Below are 21,608 nucleotides of genomic sequence, written 5' to 3'. Positions count from 1 at the left end.
GCCAGCTTAGCTGGCGAATTGGCTCGGCCGGGTAGGCTGAGCGCTGTCTCCAATTATTCTTGTGCGTTTTCACTTGATCTTGAAAACGGTTTCATACTAAACAGGAAGCCACGCTGGCGGCAAGAAAAATATTCCAGCGTGGCAAGCTCGCCACAACGCTGCTGCCAAAAGGGTGATTGCGCTGGCTGTCGTCGACTCGCGGCAAGCCCCTGCGCTGCGTGTCGATTGAAAACGTTTCCCGCTTCTGGGAAAGTACCGCGTCTGTCGGCCTTGCCATGTCTTGTGCACACAGATGCTTTTTGAATGCCAGGAATCCCATGTCGCAAAGCTCGCACGCTTCCACCGCCTCCACCCTGCATGAGGTCGCCCGCATCGCCGGTGTCTCGCCCAGCACGGTATCCCGCATTCTGAACGGTACGGCGCGCGTGTCGGACGACAAGCGCAAGGCGGTCGAAGCCGCGATCGCCAATCTCAGCTACAAGCCGAATCTGCTTGCCCAGGGTTTGAAAAAGGGGCGGGCGATGACCATCGGCATCCTGACCCAGGACTTGGCCAGTCCCTTCTTCACCGAAGCGCTGATGGGCGTGGAGGCCGCGCTGGCCGGTTCCGGCTACGCGCCGCTGATTGTCAGCGGCCACTGGCATGCGGATGAAGAGGCTGAACGGGTCGAGCTGCTGATGGCGCGCCGCGTGGACGGCATCGTGATCCTGTCCGGTAGCCTGAGCGACAAGCAGATCGGCCGTTTTGCCGAGCGCCTGCCCATCGTGGCCACCGGGCGGCGTATCGATACCGGCCAGGCGCGCGGTATTGCGCTCGATCAGCTGGAGGGCGCACGCCTGGCGACCGACTATCTGCTCGAACTCGGCCATCGCCAGATCGCCTTTATTGCCGGTTTGCCCGAGCATGACGACGCGCGTGCGCGCCTGGCGGGCTACCGCGCAGCGCTCGAAGCTGCCGGCATTGCCTTCAACCCGGCCTTGGTCGTGCAGGGCAATTTCCAGGAATCGGGCGGCCTGCTGGCGGTGAACGAGTTGCTGGAGACCCGCCAGCGCTTCACCGCCATCTTCTGTGCCAATGATCAGACCGCCTATGGCGCGCGCCTGGCGCTGTACCGGCGCGGTATCCGCGTGCCCGACGATATCTCCATCATCGGTTTCGATGATCTACCGAACTCCAATTACACGACGCCGCCACTGACCACGGTGCGCCAGCCGGTGTACGAGATGGGCAAGCAGGCGGCGCGTACTGTGCTGCAGCTGTTGAATGGCGAAACGCCCACGCTGACCCAGCTGCCGCTGGAGCTGATCATGCGTGAATCGGCCCGACGGATTCTTTGAACGATGTCGGCCGCAACTACGCACCTTGCCGACTCAAGCATGCTGCAATGGCAGGACTGGCAGACGGCGCCGGCCGCGCTGCTGGATGCGCTCGATAGCGGCCTGCACGCCGCCAATCTGGCCGCCGCGCCGCTGGACGAGGTGCAGGCGCTCGTCTGTAGCGTGCACGATGCGGCTGGCCGCCTGCTGGGCGGGGCGCTTGGGCGCAGTTGGGGCCAGTGCGCAGAATTACAGCAGCTATGGGTGTGCGCCGAGCAGCGCCGCCAGGGTCTGGGCAGCGCCTTGCTGATGCGTTTTGAAGCACTGGCCGCCCGGCGCGGCTGCACACAGGTCTATCTGGAAACCTTCAGCTTTCAGGCGCCCGGCCTGTATCTGCGCCATGGCTACCGCGAAGTCAGCGCGCTGCGCGGCTTCCCGCAAGGCATCGTCAAATACCTGCTACAACGCCCGCTCGACCCGGCTTGAGGCGCTGGTTTTTCTGTTCAAATATTTCGATAGAAGTGCTCAGATCATTCCGCTATCAGCGCAGATGAAGCCCGCATAGCATACAAGCACTTGTTCAAATACTTGAAAGAAGGAATGCCATGCTTATCCGTCGCAATAGTGCAGAGCGCGGCCATGCCGATCATGGCTGGCTGAAGTCAGCCCATAGCTTTTCCTTTGCCAGCTACTACCACCCCGCGCATATGGGCTTTGGTCCCTTGCGCGTGATCAATGAGGACCGTGTGGTGCCTGGGGCCGGTTTTGGCACCCATGGCCACCGCGATATGGAGATCATCAGCTATGTGCTGGCTGGCGGGCTGGCGCACCGCGACAGCATGGGCAATGGCTCCACCATTCAGCCTGGCGATGTGCAGCTGATGAGTGCCGGCACCGGTGTCCAGCATTCGGAATACAACGCCTCGGTCAATGATCCGGTGCATTTCCTGCAGATCTGGATCGAGCCGAGCAGCAAGGGCAAGCCTTCGCGCTATGCGGAAAAGCACTTTCCGGCCGAGGAAAAGCGCGGTCGTCTGCGCCTCTTGGTCAGCCAGGATGGCGCCGACGGTTCGCTGAGCATGCTGCAGGATGCGCGCCTGTATGCCGGCTTGTTCGATGGGACCGAGCAGGCCAGCCTGTCGCTGGCGCCGGGCCGGCGCGGCTATGTATTCTTGGCGCGCGGCCAGTTGCTGGTGAATGGGGAGCGGCTGCAGGCTGGCGATGCACTACAGTTGCAGGATGAATCCCTGATCGCACTGAGCGATGGGCAGGACGCCGAAGTGCTGGTGTTCGATCTGCCCTGAGCGCCAGCGCGCCAACACATCATCTGAGCGAGGTGAATGAGATGACGGTACGCATCCTGGTATTTGCCGGCAGCGCGCGGCACGAATCGCTGAACAAGCGCCTGGCCCGCGCGGGCGCCGCTGCCTTGCAGGCCGCTGGGGCCGAGGTGAGTCTGATCGACCTGGCCGACTTCGAGATGCCGCTCTACCACGGCGATCTGGAAGCGAGCCAAGGGGCGCCCGAGGCCGCGTTGGGCCTGAGTGCGTTGCTGGCCGGGCAGGATGGGCTGCTGCTTGCCTCGCCGGAAAACAATGCCTCGGTGTCGGCGCTGATGAAGAACACGCTCGACTGGTTGTCGCGCATCGAGGGTGGCAAGGCATTTGCCGGCAAGGTCGCGGCGCTGAGCGCGGCCTCACCCGGCGCGCTGGGTGGCTTGCGTGGCCTCAATCATCTACGCGACATCCTGCATACCCTGGGGGTGATGACCCTGCCGCAGAGCCTGGCACTGGGTAGCGCACACACGGCGTTTGGCGAAGATGGCCAACTGCTGGATGCGCGCCAGCAAAGCCGGCTGGACAGCCTCGCGGCGAACCTCGTCCGGCAGGCACGCCTGCAACAGGCGGCCTGAGCGCGCACTTTTGTCCGCTCACCCGGTCTGAACGCTATCTCATTCTCCTTGCTGGAGCCGACCACCATGTCTAGCCGATTCCTGATCAGCCTGCCGGCCGCCCTATTGCTGGCTGCCTGCGCCACGCTGCCGCCCCAGGTCAGCGTGGATGAAGCCTTGAAACTGAGCCGCGAGGGCAATAGCCCGGATGCCATCATCGCCATGATGCGCGAGAGCCGCTCGACTTATGCGCTGAGTGCCAGCGATATCGTGCGCCTGAGCAAGGAAGGCCTGCCCGAGCCGGTGCTCAACTATATGCAGCAGACTCAGCTTGATGATGTGCGTCAGGAGGAAAGGCTGCGGCAATGGTCAGAGCGACGCCCCTTCCACCCCTACTGGGGCTGGTACCGCTGGTAAGGTCTGGCAAGAAAAAAGCCGCCCCTGCACTGGGCGGCTTTTTTCTTGCTGCGAGTCGGCTAGGTACGGAAGCGCAGCACCAGCGCTTCCAGCTCGCTAGCCAGCTGCGCGAGCTGGCTGCTGGCGGCCGAAGCCTCGCGCAGGGCCAGATCGTTCTCGCTGATCGCCGAGGTGATCTGCTCGACATTACTGGCGATATGGCTGGACGCCTCGGACTGCTCGCGCGTGGCCAGGGCGATATCGCGCATGCCCTGCGCAGTCTGGCGCGTGCCGTCGGCGATCTGGCCGATACGGCCGGCCGCCGCGCGGGAACGCGCCACACCGGCTTCCACCTGCTTGAGTGTGTGGCCGATGCCGGCCACGGCCAGCTCGGTCTCCTGCTGAATCGCGGCGATGGTCTGGCCAATTTCCTGGGTGGCGCGCGCGGTGCGCTCGGCCAGCTTGCGCACCTCATCGGCCACCACGGCAAAACCGCGCCCTTGCTCGCCAGCCCGCGCCGCCTCGATAGCGGCATTCAGGGCGAGCAGATTAGTCTGCTCGGCTACATCGCGGATGGCGGCCACCACGCTGCTGATCGCCTGGGTCTGCTGGGCCAGCTGCTGCATGGTCTGCGCCTGCTCGCGCACCGTCTGGTCGATGCGGCCGATTTCCTCGGCGGTATCGTTGACTTCCTGCACCGCGGCCAGCGCGCCTTGTTCGGCCGCGGCGCTGGTTTCGCCGGCATCGGTGGCGTTCTGGGCAATCAGGCTGATGCTGGTCGACATCTGTTCGAGCGCCGCGGCCGAGGCCGAGGCGGCATCGGACTGGCTGGCCGAGCTGGCCGAAATCTGCCCGGCATGGCCGGCCAGGGCATTGATCTGTACATTGAGTTCGGCTGCGTTCTGCTTCACATGGCGCACGATCTCGGCCAGCGACTGGATGAACTGGTTGAAGGCAATCGAGGTCTGGCCGATCTCATCTTCGGTGCTGACCGGCAGGCGCCGGGTCAGATCGGCCTCGCCACCAGCCAGCTCACGCATCGCGTCGCGTAGGCTGCCCAGTGGGCGGGTCAGACGGGAGATCCATAACCACATCACTACCGCCAGGATGATCTGCGCGCTCAGGCCGATCAGCAGGGTGGTCAGCAGCAGCTGGTCGGCCTCGGCCGTCACTTTCTGCAAGGGCACACTGACGGCCAGCGCCCAGTATTCCTTGGCCTGGCCGATGCGGATCGGCTCAAAGAAATGCGCGCTGTTCGCGCTCTCGAACTGATAGGGCTTGCCGGCGCGGATGGCCTCCAGCGCCGCGGCCGGCACCTCGGCTGCATCGACCGGCTTGCCAAGCTTGGCCGTATCAGGGTGGCTTGCATACAGGCCGCCCGCGCTGATCAGGCTCAGAAAGCCGGTTTCATACGGCTTGATCGCGCCGAGCAGGCTGCTTAGCTCGGCCATCGGGATATCGGTGCCGATCACGCCGAGAAAGTTGCCATCCAGCATCAGCGGCGCCGTGTAGGACATCATCAGCACCTTGGCATCCGGGTCCACATAGGGCTCAATGGCGAGCTCGCGCTTCTGGGTCTTGGTCTGCTGGTAGAAGTCGGAACTGAAGCAGTTCTCATCCGCCTTGGCATCACTGCCCAGCTCTTCCTCGCCATGCTGGTATTCGAAGCGGCTGACCTTGCCATCGCTGCGTGTCCACCACGGTGCATAGGCGCCGTGCGCGCAGTAGCGCTTATCACCGCGGAACTGATCGTCCAGGCCATCAAAGGCATTGCGCTCCATGCTGACCCAGAAGCTCGACGATTCGGGCAGGCTGGCGAAGCTGCCTTCCAGCAAGGTATCGAGCTTTTCTCTATCAGTCTGCTGGCTGCGCTTGGCACTCTCGATCAGGCCCTTTTGCGCGCGCACCAGATTGACGGCCACGCTGAGGCTGACCTCGCTTTGACGCGCATAACGCGCGGCGAGGCGTGCCGCACTTTCAAAGGCTTCCTGTTTGACGATGCGGGTCGCGTCGCGCGCGGTGACGATCTGCACCAGCGCAAAAGCCAGTGCTGTGCACAGCACCGACACCAGCAGCACCCGGGTCCGAAAACTCAGCTTAGCCAGCATGTCCAATCCCCGTGTTATTCAAGCTATAGGGTGAATAGTAAGCGGTATGCGCCGCGCTTGCGGGCGCAAAGCGAGGGCTTCAGCAGCTTTGCAACGGTTTGCCCAGACGTAGCGACAAGCTGCCTACACCGCCGCCATTGCTGACTTGGCGGTAACCGAGCTGCAAGAGCACGGCGCGCGCCTGACCCGAGCGCATGCCGGATGCGCAGTAGACCACGATGGGCTGATCGAGATCGGGCGCTTGGGTGGCGATCTGGCTCGCTACCTGCTCAAGCGGCAGGTTCAGCGCGCCGGGCAGGTGGCCGCCCGCATATTCGCCCGGCGAGCGGACATCGATGTATAGCGCCTGCTCGGGCAGGGTGGGCAGTGTCTGTTCACTGCCCAGTAGTTTCTGTAGCCAACGCATGGGGCTCTCCTCGGTTTGAAACGATTTGTCGGCTTCAGCCGGCCTTGGCCAGTGCCTGGCGTGCCCAGGCCAGTAGCTGGCTGGCCTGCATCACACCGCTCTGGCGGGCGATTTCCCGACCCTGGTGCCAGAGCAGCAAGGTGGGAATGCTGCGGATGCCAAATTGCGCGCTGGCCACTGGTGCCGCATCGCTGTCCACTTTCACGAAGCGGATCTCGGGCGCCTGGGCGGCCGCTGCGGCGAACTGCGGTGCCATCATCTGGCAGGGCCCGCACCAGGCGGCCCAGAAGTCGATCAGCACCGGCAGCTCGGTATTGGCCAGATAGTGGGGAAGCGCGCGATCACTGAGCGCAAACGCCTCGGCCGCCAGCAGCGGCGTCGCGCATTTGCCGCATTTGGGGCCGGCGTCCAGTTTGTCGGCCGCAACCCGGTTGGTGGCGGCGCAGTGGGGGCAGACGAGATGCATGATGCGGGGTCCTTATCGGTGCGGAGTCAGCGGATATCAGCGGCACTGGCTTGCTGCGCGGCCGGTGCTTGCCTAATTTGAAGCGAATCTTTTCCCAGTGGCCGTGATGCTGTCCAACTTTCTCCGTAGTTGCTGCAAGTCAGCGCTGCCGGCCACGCTGCTTGCCGTGCTGGTCTTTGCGCCGGTCGATGCGGCCAGGGCCAGGACGCTGACCATCTGCATCAGCGACCGGCCCACGCCGCCACTCAGCTACCCTGACCGGGACGGCATCGTGCAGACCCTGATACGCCGGGCAGCTGGCCAGCTCGGCAGCGCGGTGCGCTTCGTGGTCGCACCTTCGCTGCGTTGCAGCCGTGGCGTCAATGCCGGCGTTTACGACGGCGCGGCAACCAAGGTCGCTACCGACGAGCATCGTGCCCTGCTGGCCTTTCCCCTACGCGGTGATCAGCCCGATCCGCAACGTGCCGTGGCGCAGGTGCGCTTCGTACTGGTGCAGCGCAAGGGCGAGGCAATACGCTGGGATGGCAAGCAACTGCTCGGCCTCAAGGCGCCAGTCCTCTACAGCAAGGGCATCCGCGTGGTGCATGATCGGCTTCAGCAGCTTGGAGTGGCCGGCGATGACGGCCCCAAGTTTGCCGAGCAGATGCTGGAAATGCTGCAACTGCGCCGCGCCCAAGTAGCGGTATTGCTGGAAGTGGATGCACTGCGCCTCATGCACAAGTCGGCGTTCAGCACGCAGATCGAGCTGCTGTCTCCGCCCTTGCTGCTCACCGATGTCTATCTGGCACTAAGCCCGGCACTTCGCGACCACGATCCCGCCTATGCGGAGGCGCTGTGGTCGGCCATTGGCCGGATACGTGCCAGCCCCGACTGGCAGCAGCTGGAAGCGGCCGCCCATCTGGCCGCTACCCAGCCCTAGCCCCACCCCTCAGCAGCCGGGCTTGAAGCCAAGCTTGCGCAGCAAGGTCTCCATCAGGCACCAGCGGCTGAAGCCGCTTTGCAGCAGGTTTAGGCCCACGAAGGCGGTGAAGGCCAGCCACCATGGCGAAACATAGAGCGGGCTGCCCGGTATGCCCAGGGCCAGACTGAGCAGAATGAAACTGCCAGCGACGACGCGCACGATTTGCCAGGTACTCATGGTGATGACTCCTTATCAGTTGTTGGGCAGGTTTGCCGGGTAATGCTTGCGGTAGGCCGCGTAGTACAAGAGAGGGATCAGCAGCAGGGTCAGCAGGGTGGACACCAGGATGCCGAAGATCAGCGAGATGGCCAGGCCGTTGAAGATCGGGTCATCCAGGATGAAGAATGCGCCCAGCATGGCGGCGAGGCCGGTCAGCGCAATCGGCTGGGCACGGGTGATGGCTGAGTTGAGCACGGCCTCTTTGAACGGCACGCCTTCGCGCAGCTGCAGCTGGATGAAATCGACCAGCAGGATGGAATTGCGCACGATGATGCCGGCCAGGGCGATCATGCCGATCATGCTGGTGGCCGTGTACTGGGCACCGAGCAGGGCGTGACCAGGCATGACGCCGACCAGGGTGAGCGGGATGGGCGCCATGATGATCAGCGGTGTCAGGTAGGAGCCGAACTGCGCGACCACCAGCAGATAGATGAGTACCAGGCCCACCGCGTAGGCGGCGCCCATATCGCGGAAGGTCTCATAGGTGATCTGCCACTCACCGTCCCACTTCAGGCTGAAGCCACGGTAAGGGTCGCTCGGCTGCTGGATGAAGAATTCCTCGATCTGACCGCCGCCCGGTGGGTTGATCTGGGCGATGGCCGCGCGCATGGCGAACATGCCATACAGCGGGCTGTCTATCTTGCCGGCCATATCCCCGAACACATAGTGGACCGGCAGGCCGTCCTTATGATGAATCGCCTGTTCGCGCAAGCTGTCGCTGCGGATCAGTAGCTCGCTTAGCGGCACGCTGCTGTCATCGGCACGCTTGACGCGTAGCTGCAGCAGGGCATCCAGATTGCCATGCTGGCTTTCCGCCAGGCGCAGCAAGGCCGCCGCGGGCCGACTGCGCTGCTCGTGCAGATAGGTGGCGCTGCTACCGGCGAGGCCGGCCTGCAAGGTGGCCACGATGGCCTGCTGAGAGATGCCCAGCAGCGCGGCCTTGCGTCTATCCACCAGCAGCACGGTACGTGGCGCTGCGGCGCTGCTGCTGTCGTCCACATCCACCACGCCGGCGCTGCGCTCGAACACCGCGCGCACCGCCTTGGCCACCTGATGGCGGCCGGCATCGGTCGGACCATAGATTTCCGCCACGATGGGCGAGAGCACCGGCGGGCCGGGCGGTACCTCGACCAGCTTCACATTCGCGCCGTAGCGTCGGCCTATGGCCTGCAGGGCAGGGCGCAGGCGGGTGACGATGGCATGGCTTTGTGCATTGCGCTGCTGCTTGTCCACCAGATTGACCTGGATATCACCGAGCTCGCCGCCGGCGCGCAGATAGTACTGACGCACCAGACCATTGAAGTTGATCGGGCTGGCTGTGCCGGCATAGGACTGGAAATGACTGACCTCGGGCACCTGGCGTAAATGCTCGCCCAGCGCCTGCAGCACGGCGGTGGTCTCTTCCAGCGGCGTGCCGGCCGGCATGTCCACCAGCACCTGGAATTCCGATTTATTGTCGAAGGGCAGCATTTTCAGCTGCACCCAGCCCAGTACCGGCAGCGCCAGCGACAGGGCAACCAGGCCGGCCACGGCCATCGCCAGCTTCCAGCGGTTGCGCTGGCCGCGCTGCGCATCCAGGAAGGGGCGGAACAGGCGCTCGAACAGTGGCGCCAGCTTGGGGCGCTGCCCGTGCGCGCCGGCATGGCTGTCCTTCCTCCACAGCCTGGCCAGCCAGGGGGTGATCACGAAGGCGATGGCCAGCGAAAGCAGCATGCCCATGCTGGCATTGATCGGGATCGGGCTCATATACGGGCCCATCAGGCCGCTGACGAAGGCCATTGGCAGCAGGGCGGCGATCACGGTCAGCGTGGCCAGAATGGTCGGGCCGCCCACCTCGTCCACCGCGGCGGGGATGATTTCGGCCAGGGGTTTGCCGGGAAACAGCTGCTGGTGGCGATGGATATTCTCCACCACCACGATGGCGTCATCGACCAGGATGCCGATCGAGAAGATCAGCGCGAACAGTGATACCCGGTTCAGGGTGAAGCCCCAGGCCCAGGAGGCGAACAGAGTGACGGTCAGGGTCAGGATCACCGCCAGACCGACGATGGCCGCCTCGCGCCGCCCCAGCGCCACGAAGACCAGCGCCACCACCGACAGGGTGGCGAACAGCAGCTTCTGAATCAGCTTCTGTGCCTTGTCGTTGGCGGTTGCGCCGTAATTGCGCGTGGTCACCACTTCGACCTCGGCCGGGATCAGCGTATTGCGCAGCTCGGCCACCCGCGCCAGCACGGCATCGGCCACCGCCACCGCGTTCTGGCCCGGCTGCTTGCTGATCTGCAGGGTCACGGCCGGGTAGCGGCCGCCCTGGGCGCCAGCTTCGCTATGCCAGACCGTGCGCACTGCCGGCAGCGCGCCATCGCTGACGCTGGCGACATCCTGCAGAAAGATTGGTCGACCCTGGCGCACGCCGACCACCAGCTCGGCTACCTCGCGCGCATCGTGCAAGAAGCTGCCGGCCTCGATCGCCACGGTCCGGTTGCCGCTGACGATATCGCCGATGGGCAAGCCCAGATTGGCCGATTGCAGCGTCTGCTGCAGCTCAAGCAGGGTCAGCTCGCTGGCGGCCAGCCGGCCAGGGTCGACGGCGATCAGGATGGCTCGGCCTGGCCCGCCCAGCGTGCCCACCTCACGCGTGCCCCGCACGCGCTTGATATCGGCCTCCAGGCTATGCGCCACCTGTTCGAGCTGGCGCGCGTCATAGTCGGCCTGACGGCTCCACAGGGTCAGGCTGACAATCGGCACATCGTCAATGCCCTTGGGCTTGACCAGCGGCTGGCCAACGCCCAGACCCTCGGGCAGCCAGTCCCGGTTGGCCGACAACGTGTCGTGCAGGCGCACCAGCGCCTCGCTGCGCGGCACTCCGACCTTGAACTGCACGGTCAGCACGGCAAGCCCAGGGCGCGATACCGACATCACATGCTCGACATCGGCGATCTGGCTCAGCACCTGTTCGGCCGGCGTGGCCACCATGTTCTCCACCTCCTTGGCACCCGCGCCGGGGAAGGGGACCAGCACATTGGCCATGGTCACATCAATCTGCGGCTCTTCCTCGCGCGGGGTGACCAGCACGGCGAAGGCGCCGAGCAGGAAAGCCAGCAGTGCCAGCAGCGGGGTGATGCGCGCCTGCTGGAAGAAGGCGGCGATACGGCCGGAGAAACCCAGGCTATTCGACATGGGGCCTCCTTAACGGACCTGGGCCGCGGCCAGCGGGTCGAGCGCCACGCGCTCGCCCTGGCGCAGGCCGGCCAGGATTTCGGTTTCCACCCCCAGGCTGGGGCCGGGCTTGACCTGGCGCAGCTGTGGCTTGCCCTGCGCATCCAGCACATAGACGAGCTGCATATCGCCGCGCCGGAACAGCGCGCTGCTCGGCAGATACAGGCGCGTTCCGCCGCTGGCGCTGCTGCTTAGCCAGGCGCGCGCAAACAGCCCGGGGCTCAGCTGCGCGCTGCGGGGCAGCGCAAGGCGCAGCTGCACGGTCTGGGTCAGCGCGTCGGCCGTCGGCAACACGGTCAGTGCGCTGGCGGTTTGCCAGCGCTGTGCGGCGGGCAGGGCGGGGAATTCGATCCGCACCGGCGCCGCGCGGTCCAGCTTCGCCAGGCTGCTCTGCGGCAGGCTGATGCTGACCCGCAGCGCGCTGGGGTCATACAGCGTCAGCAGCGTGCGGCCGGGCAGCGCCATCTCACCCGGGTTGGCGGGCACGTCGGCAATCACACCCGCATAGGGCGCGCTCAGGGTATAGAAGCCGGACTGGGTGCGCGCCGCGCCGGCGGCGGCCAGCTGGGCCTGGGCCTGGGCGCGTGCGGCCTTGAACTGCGACTCGGCCCAATCCATGGCGGCCGCACTGATGAACTGTTTGTGGAACAGCTGCCTTTGGCGCTCGTAGTCCTTCTGCGCCACCTCGAGTGCCGCACGGGCCGCCTCGGCCTGGGCGCCACTGGCAGCCGCGTTCTGCTCAGCCGCGCGTGCGTCGATGCGCACCAGCAGCTGGCCGGCTTGCACGGTGTCGCCGGCCTTGACTGGCAGCTGGCTGACCACGCCAGCCACCTGGGCGGCTAGCACGCTATGTCGCAGCGCTTCCACCACGCCTTCCGCCACCAGCTGGCCAGCCGCCCCATCGGCGCGTACCGGTGCGCTGCGTAGCGGCGCGGCCTGGCTGACCAGGCAGAGGCTGGCGATCAGCAGGGCGGGTAGATTGATCAGACGCGTCAGGGGCACGATGGACTCCGGCAAGAAAAGGGCAGACGGCTCAGTGATTTCAATTTATTATTTGCGTAATTATGCAAATAGTCAATCATGCAAATTCAATGGGCAAGCCCTGCCCGACAAGGCATCATCATGCGCATCCCGACAATCAAGGCATGCAAGGCTATGGAAGGTTTGTCCGATCAGGCGCTCGAGCAGGTGGCGCATTACTTTCAGGCCCTGGCCGAGCCGAATCGGCTGCGCATCCTGAATCTGCTGCGCGAGCGTGAACACAATGTGGGCGAGATCGCCCAGCTGTGCGGCTCGACCACGGCGAATATCTCGCGCCACCTGGCCCTGCTGGCCAAGAACGGCATGGTGGTGCGCGAGGGGCGCGGCACCAGCGTCTACTACCGGATTGCCGACGCGAATATCTATGCGCTGTGTGATCTGGTCTGCGGCAGCATCGCGCGCCGCTTCGAGGCGCAGGCCTCGGCTTTCGAATAGTGTGCGCGCGCCAGCCCGACATGCGGCTGGCGCGGCGCTGCCCCACGGTTACAGGATGCCTGCATGAACTGGCTGCCCACCCATCTGCCACTGGAGGCCTTGAGCGCCTTTGCCACCAGCCTGGCGCTCGGCTTTCTGCTCGGCTTGGAGCGCGAGCGCAGCCCGGCCGCGCTGGCCGGCGTACGTACCTTTGCGCTAACCGCCATGCTCGGCACGCTGAGCGCGCTGCTGGCCGAGCGCTTGGCCAACCCCTGGCTGGTGGTGGCCGCCTGGTTGGCCGTGGCGGCGGCCATCATCAATGCCTATCGTGTACGCGGCAGCGCCCAGGCCGATCCGGGCACCACCACCGAAGTGGCGCTGCTGCTCTGCTTTGGTCTGGGCGTGCTGTGCTGGCTGGGCGAGCGCACGCTGGCGGTGATGCTGGCCATCGCCAGCGTGGTGCTGCTGCACTTCAAGACTGAGCTGGCCGGTTTCGCGCGCCGCTTCAGTGCCGAGGAGGTGCGCTCGATACTGCAGTTCTGTGTGCTGAGCCTGGTCATCCTGCCCATCCTGCCCGACCGCCAGTACGGCCCGTATGCGGCCTTCAACCCTTATCGCACCTGGTTGATGGTGGTGCTGATTTCGGGCGTGGGCCTGGCCGGCTATCTGCTACTGCGCAGCCTGGGCAGCCAGCTGGGTGCGCGCATCGCCGGCGTGCTGGGCGGGCTGGTGTCGAGCACCGCCACCACCATGCTGCACGCGCGCGAGGCACGTGCGCAGGGTGGGGCGGCCACCTTCCGTGCCACGGTGGTGGTGCTGGCCAATCTGACTGTTCTGGCGCGCCTGGCCCTGGTGGGGGCGATAGCCGCGCCCAGCCTCGCGCGCGATCTGGCTGTGCTGATGGGCGGTGGTTTGCTGGCCGGCCTCTTGGCGGCCTGGCCGCTCTTGCGCAGTGGTGACGAGCAGGTGGTCTTGCCCAGCGGTCGCAACCCGACTGAGCTGCGCCAGGCACTCGGTTTTGCCGCGCTGTATAGCGTGGTGCTGCTGGCGGCAGCCTGGCTGACCGATATCGCCGGGCGGGGAGGGCTCTATCTGGTGGCGCTGGCCAGCGGTCTGACCGATGTGGATGCGATCACGCTGTCCAGCCTGCAAATGTATGCACAGCAGACGCTATCGGCCCAGCTGGCGCTGACCGCCATCGTGCTGGCCCTGCTGGCCAATACTGCCTTCAAGCTCACGCTCGCCTTTAGCCTGGGCGGCGCCGCCTTCGGGCGACGGGTCTTGCCGCCCATGCTGGCCTCGGTGCTGGTGGCGCTGGCCTTGCTTGGCCTGCTGTATCTGCGCTGATGCCGCAGGCCTAAGCGCCCGGCTTTGCCGGGTGGTGAACTGAAGCTTCAGGTTTCCACCTTTTGCAGCGCTTCCCTAAAGCTGGTTAAGCGGAATGCGCAGATAGTGCACGCCATTGCTATCGGCCGGCGGCAGCGCGCCGGCGCGGATATTGATCTGGATGGCCGGCAGGATCAGCACCGGCATGCCCAGGCCGCGGTCGCGTGCCTCGCGCATGGCCACGAAGCTTGCCTCGTCTACGCCATCATGCAGGTGGATATTGCTGGCGCGCTGTTCGGCCACCGTGCTCTGCCAGGCCGGAGCACGGCTGGCCGGCGGGTAGTCGTGGCACATGAACAGGCGGGTGGCTGGCGGCAGCGCCAGCAGACGCTGCACCGAGCGGTACAGGGTGGCGGCATTGCCGCCTGGGAAGTCGCAGCGTGCCGAGCCCACATCGGGCATGAAGAGCGTGTCGCCGACAAAGACCGCGTCCTCGATCTGATAGGCGAGGTCGGCCGGGGTGTGGCCGGGCACGGCCAGCGCGCGGGCCGTCAGGCTGCCGATCTGGAAGCATTCGTCATCTTCGAACAGATGGTCGAACTGGCGCCCATCGCAGGCGAAATCGGCTTCCAGATGGAACAGCTGCTTGAACACCTGCTGCACCTGGCCGATGCGCGCGCCGATGGCAGTGCGCCCGCCCAGCTGCTGCTTGAGCCAGGCGGCCGCCGACAGATGATCGGCATGCGCATGGGTTTCCAATATCCACTCCACTTGCAGCGCCTGGGCACGCACGAAGTCGAGCAGGCGCTGCGCATTGCCGTGGCTGGTGCGGCCGGACTTCGGGTCGTAGTCGAGCACCGGGTCAAGCAGGGCGGCCTTGCCGCCGCGCGCCTCGTAGATCACATAGCTGATGGTGCCGGTACTGGGGTCGTAAAACGCTTCGATCTGGGCTGGCATGCAAGTCTCCGTGAGCGCTGCACGCTAGCGCTGGATAATTTATCAGTCAATAAAATGATGAAAATAATCTATGGCTTGGTAAAGTGTTGGCAAAGGAGCACCCCATGTCCGCACTACCTGATGATATCGATGCGCTGCGCGCATCCGCCGGCCGCGCGGTCGAGCTGATGAAGGTCCTGTCCAACCCCGAGCGCATGCTGCTGCTGTGCCAGATTGCCAAGCGCGAATGCAATGTGGGTGAGCTGGAAAGCGCGCTGGCAATACGCCAGCCTACCTTGTCGCAGCAGCTTGGCGTGCTGCGCCGCGCCGGCATGGTGGCAACCCGCCGCAGCGGCAAGCAGGTCCATTACCGCATCGCCAGCCCGGAAGCGCTGGCGGTGATCAACACCCTGTACGAGTTGTACTGCAAGCCGGCCAGCACTGCCTGCGCCGAGCCGGGTGGCGCATGAGCTATCTGCCTGTCTGGCTGCGCGATTACCGGCGCGCTGATTTCAGCCATGACCTGGTCGCCAGCGCCACCTTGCTGGTGTTGCTGGTGCCGCAGGGCCTCGCCTATGCGCTGCTGGCCGGTCTGCCGCCCCAGGCTGGCCTGTATGCGAGCATTGCGCCGGTTCTCGTGTATGCCTTGTTCGGCTCCAGCGCCACGCTCTCGGTCGGCCCGGCCGCCTTGCCGTCCTTGATGACCGCCACGGCGCTGGCCGGACTGGCCGTGCCGGGTAGCGCAGCCTGGATTGCCTTGGCCGGCGCGGTGGCGCTGCTGTCTGGGCTGTTACGCGTTGTGCTCGCCTGGCTGCGCTTTGGCTTCGTGGCCAACTTCCTGTCCCAGTCGGTGGTCGGCGGCTTCGTGGCCGGCTCGGCCGTGCTTATCGTGCTCAGCCAGTCGCCGCAGCTGTTCGGCCTGACCGCGCATGGTGCCACGGCCTGGCAGATCGCCGTGTCGCTCGTGCACGCGCTGCCCGGCTACAACCCGAGTGCGCTGGCCCTGTCGGCGGCCGCCTTGGTTCTGCTGCTGGTCGGCAAACGCTGGCTCAGACCGTTGCTGCAGCGGCTTGGCCTGCCGGCCGCGCGGGCTGATCTGGCGGCCAAGGCTTTTCCCATTGTGGTGGTCGTACTGGGCGGGCTGGTCGTGCAGCTTGGGCAGCTACCGGTGCGTGTGGTGGGTGCACTGCCTAACGGCCTGCCGCCGCTCAGCTGGCCGCTGATCGACCTGGCCGGCCTGCAGGCGATCTGGCCGGCCGTGCTGGCGATTGCCCTGGTCGGCTTTGTCGACAGCTACTCGCTGGCCCAATCGCTGGCGCTGAAACGGCGCGAAACGGTGGAACCCGACCGCGAGCTATTCGCGCTCGGGGCGGCCAATACCGCCGCCGGGCTGACCGGCGGCTTCCCGGTCTCGGCCAGCTTTGGGCGCTCGGCTGCCAATGAGCTGGCTGGCGCGCGCACCCAGCTGGCTGGCGTGCTGGCGGCCGGCTGGATGGCGCTGTTGCTATTGGGCTTTACCGAGCTGTTTGCCAGCCTGCCGCTGGCGGTGCTGGCCGCCACCATTGTCACCGCGGTCAGCCAGATGATCGATCTGAGCGTGCTCAAGCTGGCCTGGCGTTACGACCGCCGCGATGCACTGGTCTATCTGACCACGGCTGCCTGCGTGCTGCTGCTGGGCGTGGTTGACGCGATCTTGCTCGGCGTGGGCCTGTCGCTGGCGCTGTTCATCTGGCGCACCAGCCAGCCGCATCTGGCCGTGCTCGGCCGCGTGCCGGGCACCGAGCATTACCGCAATATCCTGCGCTACGAGGCGGTGACCGAGCCGGATATCCTGGCGGTGCGCGTGGATGAGAGCCTGTACTTCGCCAATATCCGCTTCGTGCGCGCGGCCCTGGTGGCGCTGCTACGCGAGCGCCCGGCCACCCGCCAGCTGCTGCTGGTACTCTCTGCCGTGAATGCCATCGATGTCTCGGCCTTGCAGGGCCTGCGCGAACTCAATCGTGGCCTGCGTGAACAGGGTGTGCAGCTGCACCTGGCCGTGGTGAAAGGCCCGGTCATGGACCAACTCAAGCAAAGCGGTTTTCTGGATGAGCTGTCGGGTGCTGTGCACCTGTCCACCCATGCCGCAATGCAGGCACTGAAAGCTGGAGAAAACAGCGATTTCATCATTTGAAACAAGGCCCTGAATCACTGGGGCTTGATGCATCACAAGGTCGGCACAGAACGATCGGTGCACAGTAGTCAGGTAGTCGCAGGACCGCAGGATCGCAGCAGGGCCAGGTCTGGCCGTTTCGCGTTTCGCCCCCGCCGCCGTACAGACCGCCCACACCCTAAACAAGGAGACTAAGGTGTACGCAACAGGTCTGGACAAGAACGCGGCCAATTTCGCCGCACTCACCCCACTCGATTTCATCGCCCGCGCGGCCGAGGTTTACCCCGAGCGCCTGGCGATCGTGCATGGCGCGATCCGCCGTAACTGGGCGCAAACCTATGCGCGCTGTCGTCAGCTTGCCTCGGCGCTGGAAAAAGCCGGCATACGCCCCGGCGACACGGTGGCCGCCATGCTGCCGAATATCCCGGCCATGGTGGAGGCGCACTTCGGTGTGCCCATGTGCGGCGCGGTGCTCAATACCCTGAACACCCGTCTGGATGCCGAGGCGCTGGCCTTTATGCTCGACCATGGCGAGGCGCGCGCGATCCTGGTCGACCGGGAGTTTGCCGCGGTGATCCGCCTGGCCCTGCTGCGCTGCGAAGCCAAGCCGCTCATCATCGATGTGGACGACCCTGAGTACAACGGCCCGGGCGAGGCACTGGGCAGTCTTGACTACGAGGGGCTGCTGGCCAGCGGCGATGCGCACTATGCCTGGCAGCCGCCCAAGGACGAGTGGGATGCGATCTGCCTCAACTACACCTCGGGCACCACCGGTAACCCGAAGGGCGTCGTCTATTCGCATCGCGGCGCGCAGCTGGCGGCAGTCAGCAATATCCTCGAATGGGATATGCCCAAATTCCCCGTCTATCTGTGGACCTTGCCGCTGTTCCACTGCAATGGCTGGACCTTCCCCTGGACCATTGCGGCACGCGCCGGCGTCAATGTCTGCCTGCGCAAGGTCGATGCGGCGCAGATCTTTGCCTTGATCCGCAGCGAAAAGGTCAGCCACTACTGCGGCGCGCCCATCGTGCATAACCTGCTGATCAATGCGCCCAAAGAATGGCGTGCCGGCATCAGCCATAGCGTGAAGGCCATGGTGGCCGGCGCGGCGCCGCCTGCAGCGATGATAGAGGGCATGGGCGAGCTGGGCTTTGAGATCACCCATGTGTATGGGCTGACCGAGGTGTATGGCCCAGCCTCGGTCTGCGCCAAACAGGCCGATTGGGAAGCACTGCCGCTGGGCGAGCAGGCACGCCTGAATGCGCGCCAGGGGGTGCGCTACCACCTGGAGTCGGGCCTGACCGTGCTCGACCCGGCCACCCTGCAGCCGGTGCCGGCCGATGGGCAGACCATGGGCGAGATCATGTTCCGCGGCAATATCGCCATGAAGGGCTATCTGAAAAACCCCAAGGCCACCAGCGAGGCCTTTGCCGGTGGCTGGTTCCACACCGGCGACCTGGCGGTGCTCGACCCGGATGGCTATGTGAAGATCAAAGACCGCAGCAAGGACATCATCATCTCGGGCGGCGAGAACATCTCCAGCATCGAGGTGGAAGATGTGCTCTACCGCCACCCGGCCGTGCTGGTGGCCGCCGTGGTGGCCAAGCCCGATGAGAAATGGGGAGAGACGCCCTGCGCGTTTATCGAGCTGCGCAGCGGCGCCACGGTGACGGCCGAGGAGATCATCGCCCACTGCAAGACCCAGCTGGCTGGCTTCAAGGTGCCGCGCCACGTGGTGTTCGGCGAGCTGCCCAAGACTTCGACCGGCAAGATCCAGAAGTTCGAACTGCGCAAGCGCGTGGACCAGGCCGTCTAAGGCCATGTCTGCGGCGCGCCATTTGGCGCGCCGCTACTTCAGTGCAAAGCAAGGAGTACTGCCATGAAAACCAATGTCGGCAATATTGATCGCGCCCTGCGTATCGGCGGCGGCCTGGCCCTGATCGGCCTCGCCCTGACGGGTGCCATCGGCGTCTGGGGCTATATTGGCGTGGTTCCGCTGGCCACCGGGCTGTTCCGCTTCTGTCCCGCCTATACCTTGTTCGGCTTCAGCAGCTGCCCAATCGATAAGCGCTAAGCCCGACCGCGCGCCGCGTAGTTTAGTCCGCGCCGCTCAGCGTCCGGCGCTGGTGGACTTGGGATAGGCGCGGCCATCCTTGTGCACGGCGTGCCAGCCAGCCTCGGTCTGCAACCAGGCCAGGTCATCATCGGGATAGAAGGCGGTATCACCGGGCACGCGGCTACCGACCACCAGGAAACGCGCCGGAGCCTGACTCTGGTTGACCAGGTGGTGGGCATTGCGCTCGCCGGCGCGAAAACCGATGCACATGCCTGGCCGCATGCTGAAGGCGCCGTCATTGGTGTTCAGGGTCAGCTCGCCCTCCAGCATGTAGATGAGTTCATCGGCCAGGCTATGCCAGTGGCGCGCCGAGGATTGATCGCCCGGCTGCAGGGTTTCCAGGTTGAAGCCAAATTGGCTGAGGCCGAAATGCTCGCCCAGCGCGCGCCAGTCCGCGCTGCCCATGCGGCTGTTGAAGGGTTCGGGGTAGGAGGAGCCTGATTCGACACGCACGGTATCGGCGGAAATCGGATGGCTTGGATGCATGGGCTGACTCTCGGGGGTAACGGGGATGGGGCTTGGCTAAGCACTGCGGTCGATTGTGCCGTGCCGGTTTGTTTCTGATAATGGCTCTAATGGTTAAAACACTTTCAACGCAAACTGAATAGAAGCGATAAAGCGACCATGGCCGAAACCTTCAGCATCACGCTCGAACAGACCAGCGACTACCAGTTCGTGGTCAATTTCGATCAGGAAAAAATTCCCGCCCTGATTACTGACGAAGGTGCACCGCTTGGCCATGACACCGGTCCCAGTCCCACGCGCCTGTTGGCGGCGGCGGTGGGCAACTGCCTGGCGGCCAGCCTGCTTTTTGCGCTGCGCAAGTTCAAGAACAGCCCCGAGCCACTACAGGCGCACGCCACGGTGAGTCTGGAGCGCAATGCGCAGGGGCGTATGCGCGTTGCCGGCATCGATGTGACGCTGAACCTTGGGGTGCCCGCCGCCGAGCTCGCGCAACTTGAACGCGTGCTGGCCCAGTTTGAGGACTTCTGCGTGGTCACCGAAAGCGTGCGGCAGGGCATCGCGGTGACGGTGGCGGTGCGCGACGCCGACGGGCGCGTGCTCAAGGGCTAGCTAGCCCGCACAGGCCGCCTTGCGCAGGCGGCCTGTCGCGCCAGCACAGATCGGGCGCTGAGCAAGGATCTGCCGGCCCCGCTTGGGGCGCTCTGGGATGAGTCTGGATGAATATCGCGACCATCAGCACCAGCCGGGTGTTTTCCTCCCTGCTGCTCATCAGCGCACTGGGCCTGCTGACCGGGCAGATATTGGCTAGCCAGGCGCAGATCATCGCCGCCGAGGAGCGCCGCTTCCGTTCCTTTCAGATTGCCGAGGCGCTGCGCCGCAGCTCGGACGAGCTGACGCGCATGGCGCGCAGCTATGTGATCACCGGCGACAATCAGTTCATCCAGCGATATCTGGCCATCATGGATCTGCGCCGACGTGGCGATCTGGGCCTGAATATCGACGACTACGCGAGCTGGGACCTGACCCGCCCGCCACCACGCGCCGATCAATTACGCCCGAGCAGCAGCGACTGGCGCCAGCAGATGCGCCGTGCCGGCTTTGCCGAGCGCGAGCTGAGCCTGCTGCAGACGGCCTGGCAGCGTTCGAGCGAGCTGGCCGAGCTTGAGCAGCGCGCCTTTGCCCAGGTGGAAGCGTACTTGGGCGATGTAAGCCCGGCGGCCCGCGCCGCGCGCGAGAACGCCATCAACCAGCTGCATGACCTCAATTACCACGCCGAGAAAGCGCGCATCATGGCGCCGATTGCCGAGTTCCTGCAGGCGGTAGATAAGCGGACCTCGGCCGAACTGAGCGAACTGCAGCGCACCCAGCGCCTCTTCCTGCAGGTGCAGATCGTGCTGGCGCTGGGGCTCTTCCTGGGCGTGCTGCTGTTCACCTTCTATGTGCGCCGCAAGGTGCTGCTGCCGCTGCGCCAGCTGATGCAGCATGCGCAGGCGCTATCGCGCGGCGACTACAGCAGCCGCACCGAGGTGGCCAGCCACAATGAGCTGGCCCTGCTTGGGCGCACCTTCAACCAGATGGCCGAGGCGATAGAGCGCGATGTGGCGGCCCGGCGCCAGCTGCAGCAGGAGCTGGAAACCCTGGCCTGTACCGACTTCCTGACCCAGCTGTCCAACCGGCGTCATTTCATCGACCTGGCCAGCGCGGCGCTGGCGCGCAGCCGCCGCAATGGCCTGGCGCTGGCGGTGTGCATGCTGGATGTCGATCATTTCAAGGCCATCAATGACCAGTTCGGCCATGCGGCCGGCGATCTGGTCCTGCAGCATCTGGCCGCGGTGATCCAGCACACGCTGCGCGAGGTCGACCTGTGCGGGCGCATCGGCGGCGAGGAATTCGCGCTGCTGCTACCGGAAACCGCCGCCGACGAGGCCTTGCGCGCCAGTGAGCGCTTGCGCACCAGCGTGGCGAATAGCCCGGTCAGCTTCGAAGACGGGCGGCGCGTGCACTACAGTATCTCGATCGGAGTGGCGGTCAGCCCGGATGGCAGCCTGGGCCTCGATCGCCTGCTCAACCAGGCCGATGCCGCGCTCTATCAGGCCAAGGCCGGCGGGCGTAATCGGGTCAAGCTGTACGAGCCGCCTGCGGTCACATAACCTGACACAGCTGAGCAAAAAAAACGGCC

Annotated in this window: 22 protein-coding genes; 14 read left to right on the top strand and 8 right to left on the bottom strand. The window is 65.2% G+C overall.

The annotated features are described in order from the left end of the window. Positions 1-317: 317 nt before the first annotated feature. The 5 genes from BT173_RS08035 (at position 318) to BT173_RS08015 (ending at position 3,624) form a co-directional block, all read left to right on the top strand. On the top strand, positions 318-1,337 hold the full coding sequence (locus BT173_RS08035; protein WP_072428118.1) for a LacI family DNA-binding transcriptional regulator: 1,020 nt from the start codon (positions 318-320) through the stop codon (positions 1,335-1,337). Positions 1,338-1,376: 39 nt separating this feature from the next. Beyond that, positions 1,377-1,802 carry a GNAT family N-acetyltransferase gene (locus BT173_RS08030; protein WP_072428117.1) on the top strand — a complete coding sequence of 142 codons (426 nt, stop codon included), beginning with the start codon at positions 1,377-1,379 and terminating at the stop codon, positions 1,800-1,802. A gap of 119 nt (positions 1,803-1,921) precedes the next feature. After that, positions 1,922-2,620, top strand: a complete 699-nt coding sequence (locus BT173_RS08025) for a pirin family protein (RefSeq protein WP_072428116.1) — start codon at positions 1,922-1,924, stop codon at positions 2,618-2,620. 41 nt (positions 2,621-2,661) lie between these two features. Then, the gene (locus tag BT173_RS08020; RefSeq protein ID WP_072428115.1) at positions 2,662-3,228 is read left to right on the top strand and encodes an NADPH-dependent FMN reductase; all 567 of its coding nucleotides are present in this window, start codon (positions 2,662-2,664) and stop codon (positions 3,226-3,228) included. 66 nt (positions 3,229-3,294) lie between these two features. After that, on the top strand, positions 3,295-3,624 hold the full coding sequence (locus BT173_RS08015) for a hypothetical protein (protein ID WP_072428114.1): 330 nt from the start codon (positions 3,295-3,297) through the stop codon (positions 3,622-3,624). Between the two features lie 59 nt (positions 3,625-3,683). Here the strand turns inward: BT173_RS08015 and BT173_RS08010 are convergent, their stop codons facing one another. The 3 genes from BT173_RS08010 to trxC all read right to left on the bottom strand — a co-directional run bounded on the left by BT173_RS08010 (position 3,684) and on the right by trxC (position 6,583). Continuing rightward, on the bottom strand, positions 3,684-5,711 hold the full coding sequence (locus tag BT173_RS08010) for a methyl-accepting chemotaxis protein (RefSeq protein ID WP_072428113.1): 2,028 nt from the start codon (positions 5,709-5,711) through the stop codon (positions 3,684-3,686). 79 nt (positions 5,712-5,790) lie between these two features. Continuing rightward, entirely contained in the window at positions 5,791-6,117 is a 327-nt protein-coding gene (locus tag BT173_RS08005; RefSeq protein ID WP_072428112.1) for a rhodanese-like domain-containing protein, read from the bottom strand. A 34-nt stretch (positions 6,118-6,151) separates the two neighbouring features. Beyond that, entirely contained in the window at positions 6,152-6,583 is a 432-nt protein-coding gene (gene trxC, locus BT173_RS08000) for a thioredoxin TrxC (protein WP_072428111.1), read from the bottom strand. Positions 6,584-6,689: 106 nt separating this feature from the next. Here trxC and BT173_RS07995 point away from each other — a divergent pair, with 106 nt between their 5' ends. After that, positions 6,690-7,502: a substrate-binding periplasmic protein gene (locus BT173_RS07995; protein WP_072428110.1), complete on the top strand. Its 813-nt coding sequence runs from the start codon at positions 6,690-6,692 to the stop codon at positions 7,500-7,502. 9 nt (positions 7,503-7,511) lie between these two features. On the opposite strand, the gene BT173_RS07990 is transcribed toward BT173_RS07995, so the two are convergent. From BT173_RS07990 to BT173_RS07980, 3 genes are read right to left on the bottom strand one after another with little or no spacing between them, the layout of a single operon-like run. Further along, entirely contained in the window at positions 7,512-7,721 is a 210-nt protein-coding gene (locus BT173_RS07990; protein WP_072428109.1) for a YgaP family membrane protein, read from the bottom strand. A 15-nt stretch (positions 7,722-7,736) separates the two neighbouring features. Further along, a complete protein-coding gene (locus BT173_RS07985; RefSeq protein WP_072428108.1) occupies positions 7,737-10,940 on the bottom strand; it encodes an efflux RND transporter permease subunit in 3,204 nt (1,067 codons plus the stop codon). Positions 10,941-10,949: 9 nt separating this feature from the next. Beyond that, the gene (locus BT173_RS07980) at positions 10,950-11,981 is read right to left on the bottom strand and encodes an efflux RND transporter periplasmic adaptor subunit (RefSeq protein ID WP_072428172.1); all 1,032 of its coding nucleotides are present in this window, start codon (positions 11,979-11,981) and stop codon (positions 10,950-10,952) included. A 120-nt stretch (positions 11,982-12,101) separates the two neighbouring features. On the opposite strand from BT173_RS07980, the gene BT173_RS07975 reads away from it, so the two are divergent. Continuing rightward, complete coding sequence (locus BT173_RS07975) at positions 12,102-12,455, top strand: ArsR/SmtB family transcription factor (RefSeq protein ID WP_308417564.1); 354 nt, start codon at positions 12,102-12,104, stop codon at positions 12,453-12,455. A 63-nt stretch (positions 12,456-12,518) separates the two neighbouring features. Continuing rightward, positions 12,519-13,781, top strand: coding sequence for an MgtC/SapB family protein (locus BT173_RS07970; RefSeq protein WP_072428106.1), 1,263 nt, complete (start codon positions 12,519-12,521; stop codon positions 13,779-13,781). A 75-nt stretch (positions 13,782-13,856) separates the two neighbouring features. Here BT173_RS07970 and BT173_RS07965 read toward each other — a convergent pair whose 3' ends face one another. Beyond that, positions 13,857-14,717, bottom strand: a complete 861-nt coding sequence (locus tag BT173_RS07965) for an MBL fold metallo-hydrolase (protein ID WP_072428105.1) — start codon at positions 14,715-14,717, stop codon at positions 13,857-13,859. Between the two features lie 104 nt (positions 14,718-14,821). On the opposite strand from BT173_RS07965, the gene BT173_RS07960 reads away from it, so the two are divergent. From BT173_RS07960 to BT173_RS07945, 4 genes are all read left to right on the top strand, one after another. Next, positions 14,822-15,166, top strand: a complete 345-nt coding sequence (locus BT173_RS07960; protein WP_072428104.1) for an ArsR/SmtB family transcription factor — start codon at positions 14,822-14,824, stop codon at positions 15,164-15,166. Beyond that, the gene (locus tag BT173_RS07955; RefSeq protein WP_072428103.1) at positions 15,163-16,869 is read left to right on the top strand and encodes a SulP family inorganic anion transporter; all 1,707 of its coding nucleotides are present in this window, start codon (positions 15,163-15,165) and stop codon (positions 16,867-16,869) included. Before BT173_RS07960 ends, BT173_RS07955 begins: the two co-directional genes overlap by 4 nt. Positions 16,870-17,044: 175 nt before the next feature. Continuing rightward, complete coding sequence (locus BT173_RS07950) at positions 17,045-18,664, top strand: acyl-CoA synthetase (RefSeq protein ID WP_072428102.1); 1,620 nt, start codon at positions 17,045-17,047, stop codon at positions 18,662-18,664. A 63-nt stretch (positions 18,665-18,727) separates the two neighbouring features. Further along, the gene (locus BT173_RS07945) at positions 18,728-18,922 is read left to right on the top strand and encodes a YgaP family membrane protein (RefSeq protein WP_072428101.1); all 195 of its coding nucleotides are present in this window, start codon (positions 18,728-18,730) and stop codon (positions 18,920-18,922) included. 36 nt (positions 18,923-18,958) lie between these two features. Here BT173_RS07945 and BT173_RS07940 read toward each other — a convergent pair whose 3' ends face one another. After that, on the bottom strand, positions 18,959-19,450 hold the full coding sequence (locus BT173_RS07940; protein WP_072428100.1) for a cupin domain-containing protein: 492 nt from the start codon (positions 19,448-19,450) through the stop codon (positions 18,959-18,961). A gap of 138 nt (positions 19,451-19,588) precedes the next feature. Here BT173_RS07940 and BT173_RS07935 point away from each other — a divergent pair, with 138 nt between their 5' ends. Together BT173_RS07935 and BT173_RS07930 are read left to right on the top strand one after the other, a co-directional pair. Continuing rightward, positions 19,589-20,038, top strand: coding sequence for an OsmC family protein (locus BT173_RS07935; protein WP_072428099.1), 450 nt, complete (start codon positions 19,589-19,591; stop codon positions 20,036-20,038). 107 nt (positions 20,039-20,145) lie between these two features. Then, positions 20,146-21,579 carry a GGDEF domain-containing protein gene (locus BT173_RS07930; RefSeq protein WP_072428098.1) on the top strand — a complete coding sequence of 478 codons (1,434 nt, stop codon included), beginning with the start codon at positions 20,146-20,148 and terminating at the stop codon, positions 21,577-21,579. Positions 21,580-21,608: the final 29 nt, after the last annotated feature.

The sequence above is a fragment of the Chitinimonas taiwanensis DSM 18899 genome, from assembly GCF_900119825.1.
In the GTDB taxonomy this organism is placed as follows: domain Bacteria; phylum Pseudomonadota; class Gammaproteobacteria; order Burkholderiales; family Chitinimonadaceae; genus Chitinimonas; species Chitinimonas taiwanensis.
Note: the sequence above shows the minus strand (reverse complement) of the source record. Positions and strands in the feature narration are given on the sequence as shown.

Coding starts and splice junctions, on each gene's coding strand:
- BT173_RS08035 (WP_072428118.1), top strand. CDS start 318: ATGTCGCAAAGCTCGCACGCTTCCACCGCCTCCACCCTGCATGAGGTC.
- BT173_RS08030 (WP_072428117.1), top strand. CDS start 1,377: ATGCTGCAATGGCAGGACTGGCAGACGGCGCCGGCCGCGCTGCTGGAT.
- BT173_RS08025 (WP_072428116.1), top strand. CDS start 1,922: ATGCTTATCCGTCGCAATAGTGCAGAGCGCGGCCATGCCGATCATGGC.
- BT173_RS08020 (WP_072428115.1), top strand. CDS start 2,662: ATGACGGTACGCATCCTGGTATTTGCCGGCAGCGCGCGGCACGAATCG.
- BT173_RS08015 (WP_072428114.1), top strand. CDS start 3,295: ATGTCTAGCCGATTCCTGATCAGCCTGCCGGCCGCCCTATTGCTGGCT.
- BT173_RS08010 (WP_072428113.1), bottom strand. CDS start 5,711: ATGCTGGCTAAGCTGAGTTTTCGGACCCGGGTGCTGCTGGTGTCGGTG.
- BT173_RS08005 (WP_072428112.1), bottom strand. CDS start 6,117: ATGCGTTGGCTACAGAAACTACTGGGCAGTGAACAGACACTGCCCACC.
- trxC (WP_072428111.1), bottom strand. CDS start 6,583: ATGCATCTCGTCTGCCCCCACTGCGCCGCCACCAACCGGGTTGCGGCC.
- BT173_RS07995 (WP_072428110.1), top strand. CDS start 6,690: ATGCTGTCCAACTTTCTCCGTAGTTGCTGCAAGTCAGCGCTGCCGGCC.
- BT173_RS07990 (WP_072428109.1), bottom strand. CDS start 7,721: ATGAGTACCTGGCAAATCGTGCGCGTCGTCGCTGGCAGTTTCATTCTG.
- BT173_RS07985 (WP_072428108.1), bottom strand. CDS start 10,940: ATGTCGAATAGCCTGGGTTTCTCCGGCCGTATCGCCGCCTTCTTCCAG.
- BT173_RS07975 (WP_308417564.1), top strand. CDS start 12,102: ATGCGCATCCCGACAATCAAGGCATGCAAGGCTATGGAAGGTTTGTCC.
- BT173_RS07970 (WP_072428106.1), top strand. CDS start 12,519: ATGAACTGGCTGCCCACCCATCTGCCACTGGAGGCCTTGAGCGCCTTT.
- BT173_RS07965 (WP_072428105.1), bottom strand. CDS start 14,717: ATGCCAGCCCAGATCGAAGCGTTTTACGACCCCAGTACCGGCACCATC.
- BT173_RS07960 (WP_072428104.1), top strand. CDS start 14,822: ATGTCCGCACTACCTGATGATATCGATGCGCTGCGCGCATCCGCCGGC.
- BT173_RS07955 (WP_072428103.1), top strand. CDS start 15,163: ATGAGCTATCTGCCTGTCTGGCTGCGCGATTACCGGCGCGCTGATTTC.
- BT173_RS07945 (WP_072428101.1), top strand. CDS start 18,728: ATGAAAACCAATGTCGGCAATATTGATCGCGCCCTGCGTATCGGCGGC.
- BT173_RS07940 (WP_072428100.1), bottom strand. CDS start 19,450: ATGCATCCAAGCCATCCGATTTCCGCCGATACCGTGCGTGTCGAATCA.
- BT173_RS07935 (WP_072428099.1), top strand. CDS start 19,589: ATGGCCGAAACCTTCAGCATCACGCTCGAACAGACCAGCGACTACCAG.
- BT173_RS07930 (WP_072428098.1), top strand. CDS start 20,146: ATGAATATCGCGACCATCAGCACCAGCCGGGTGTTTTCCTCCCTGCTG.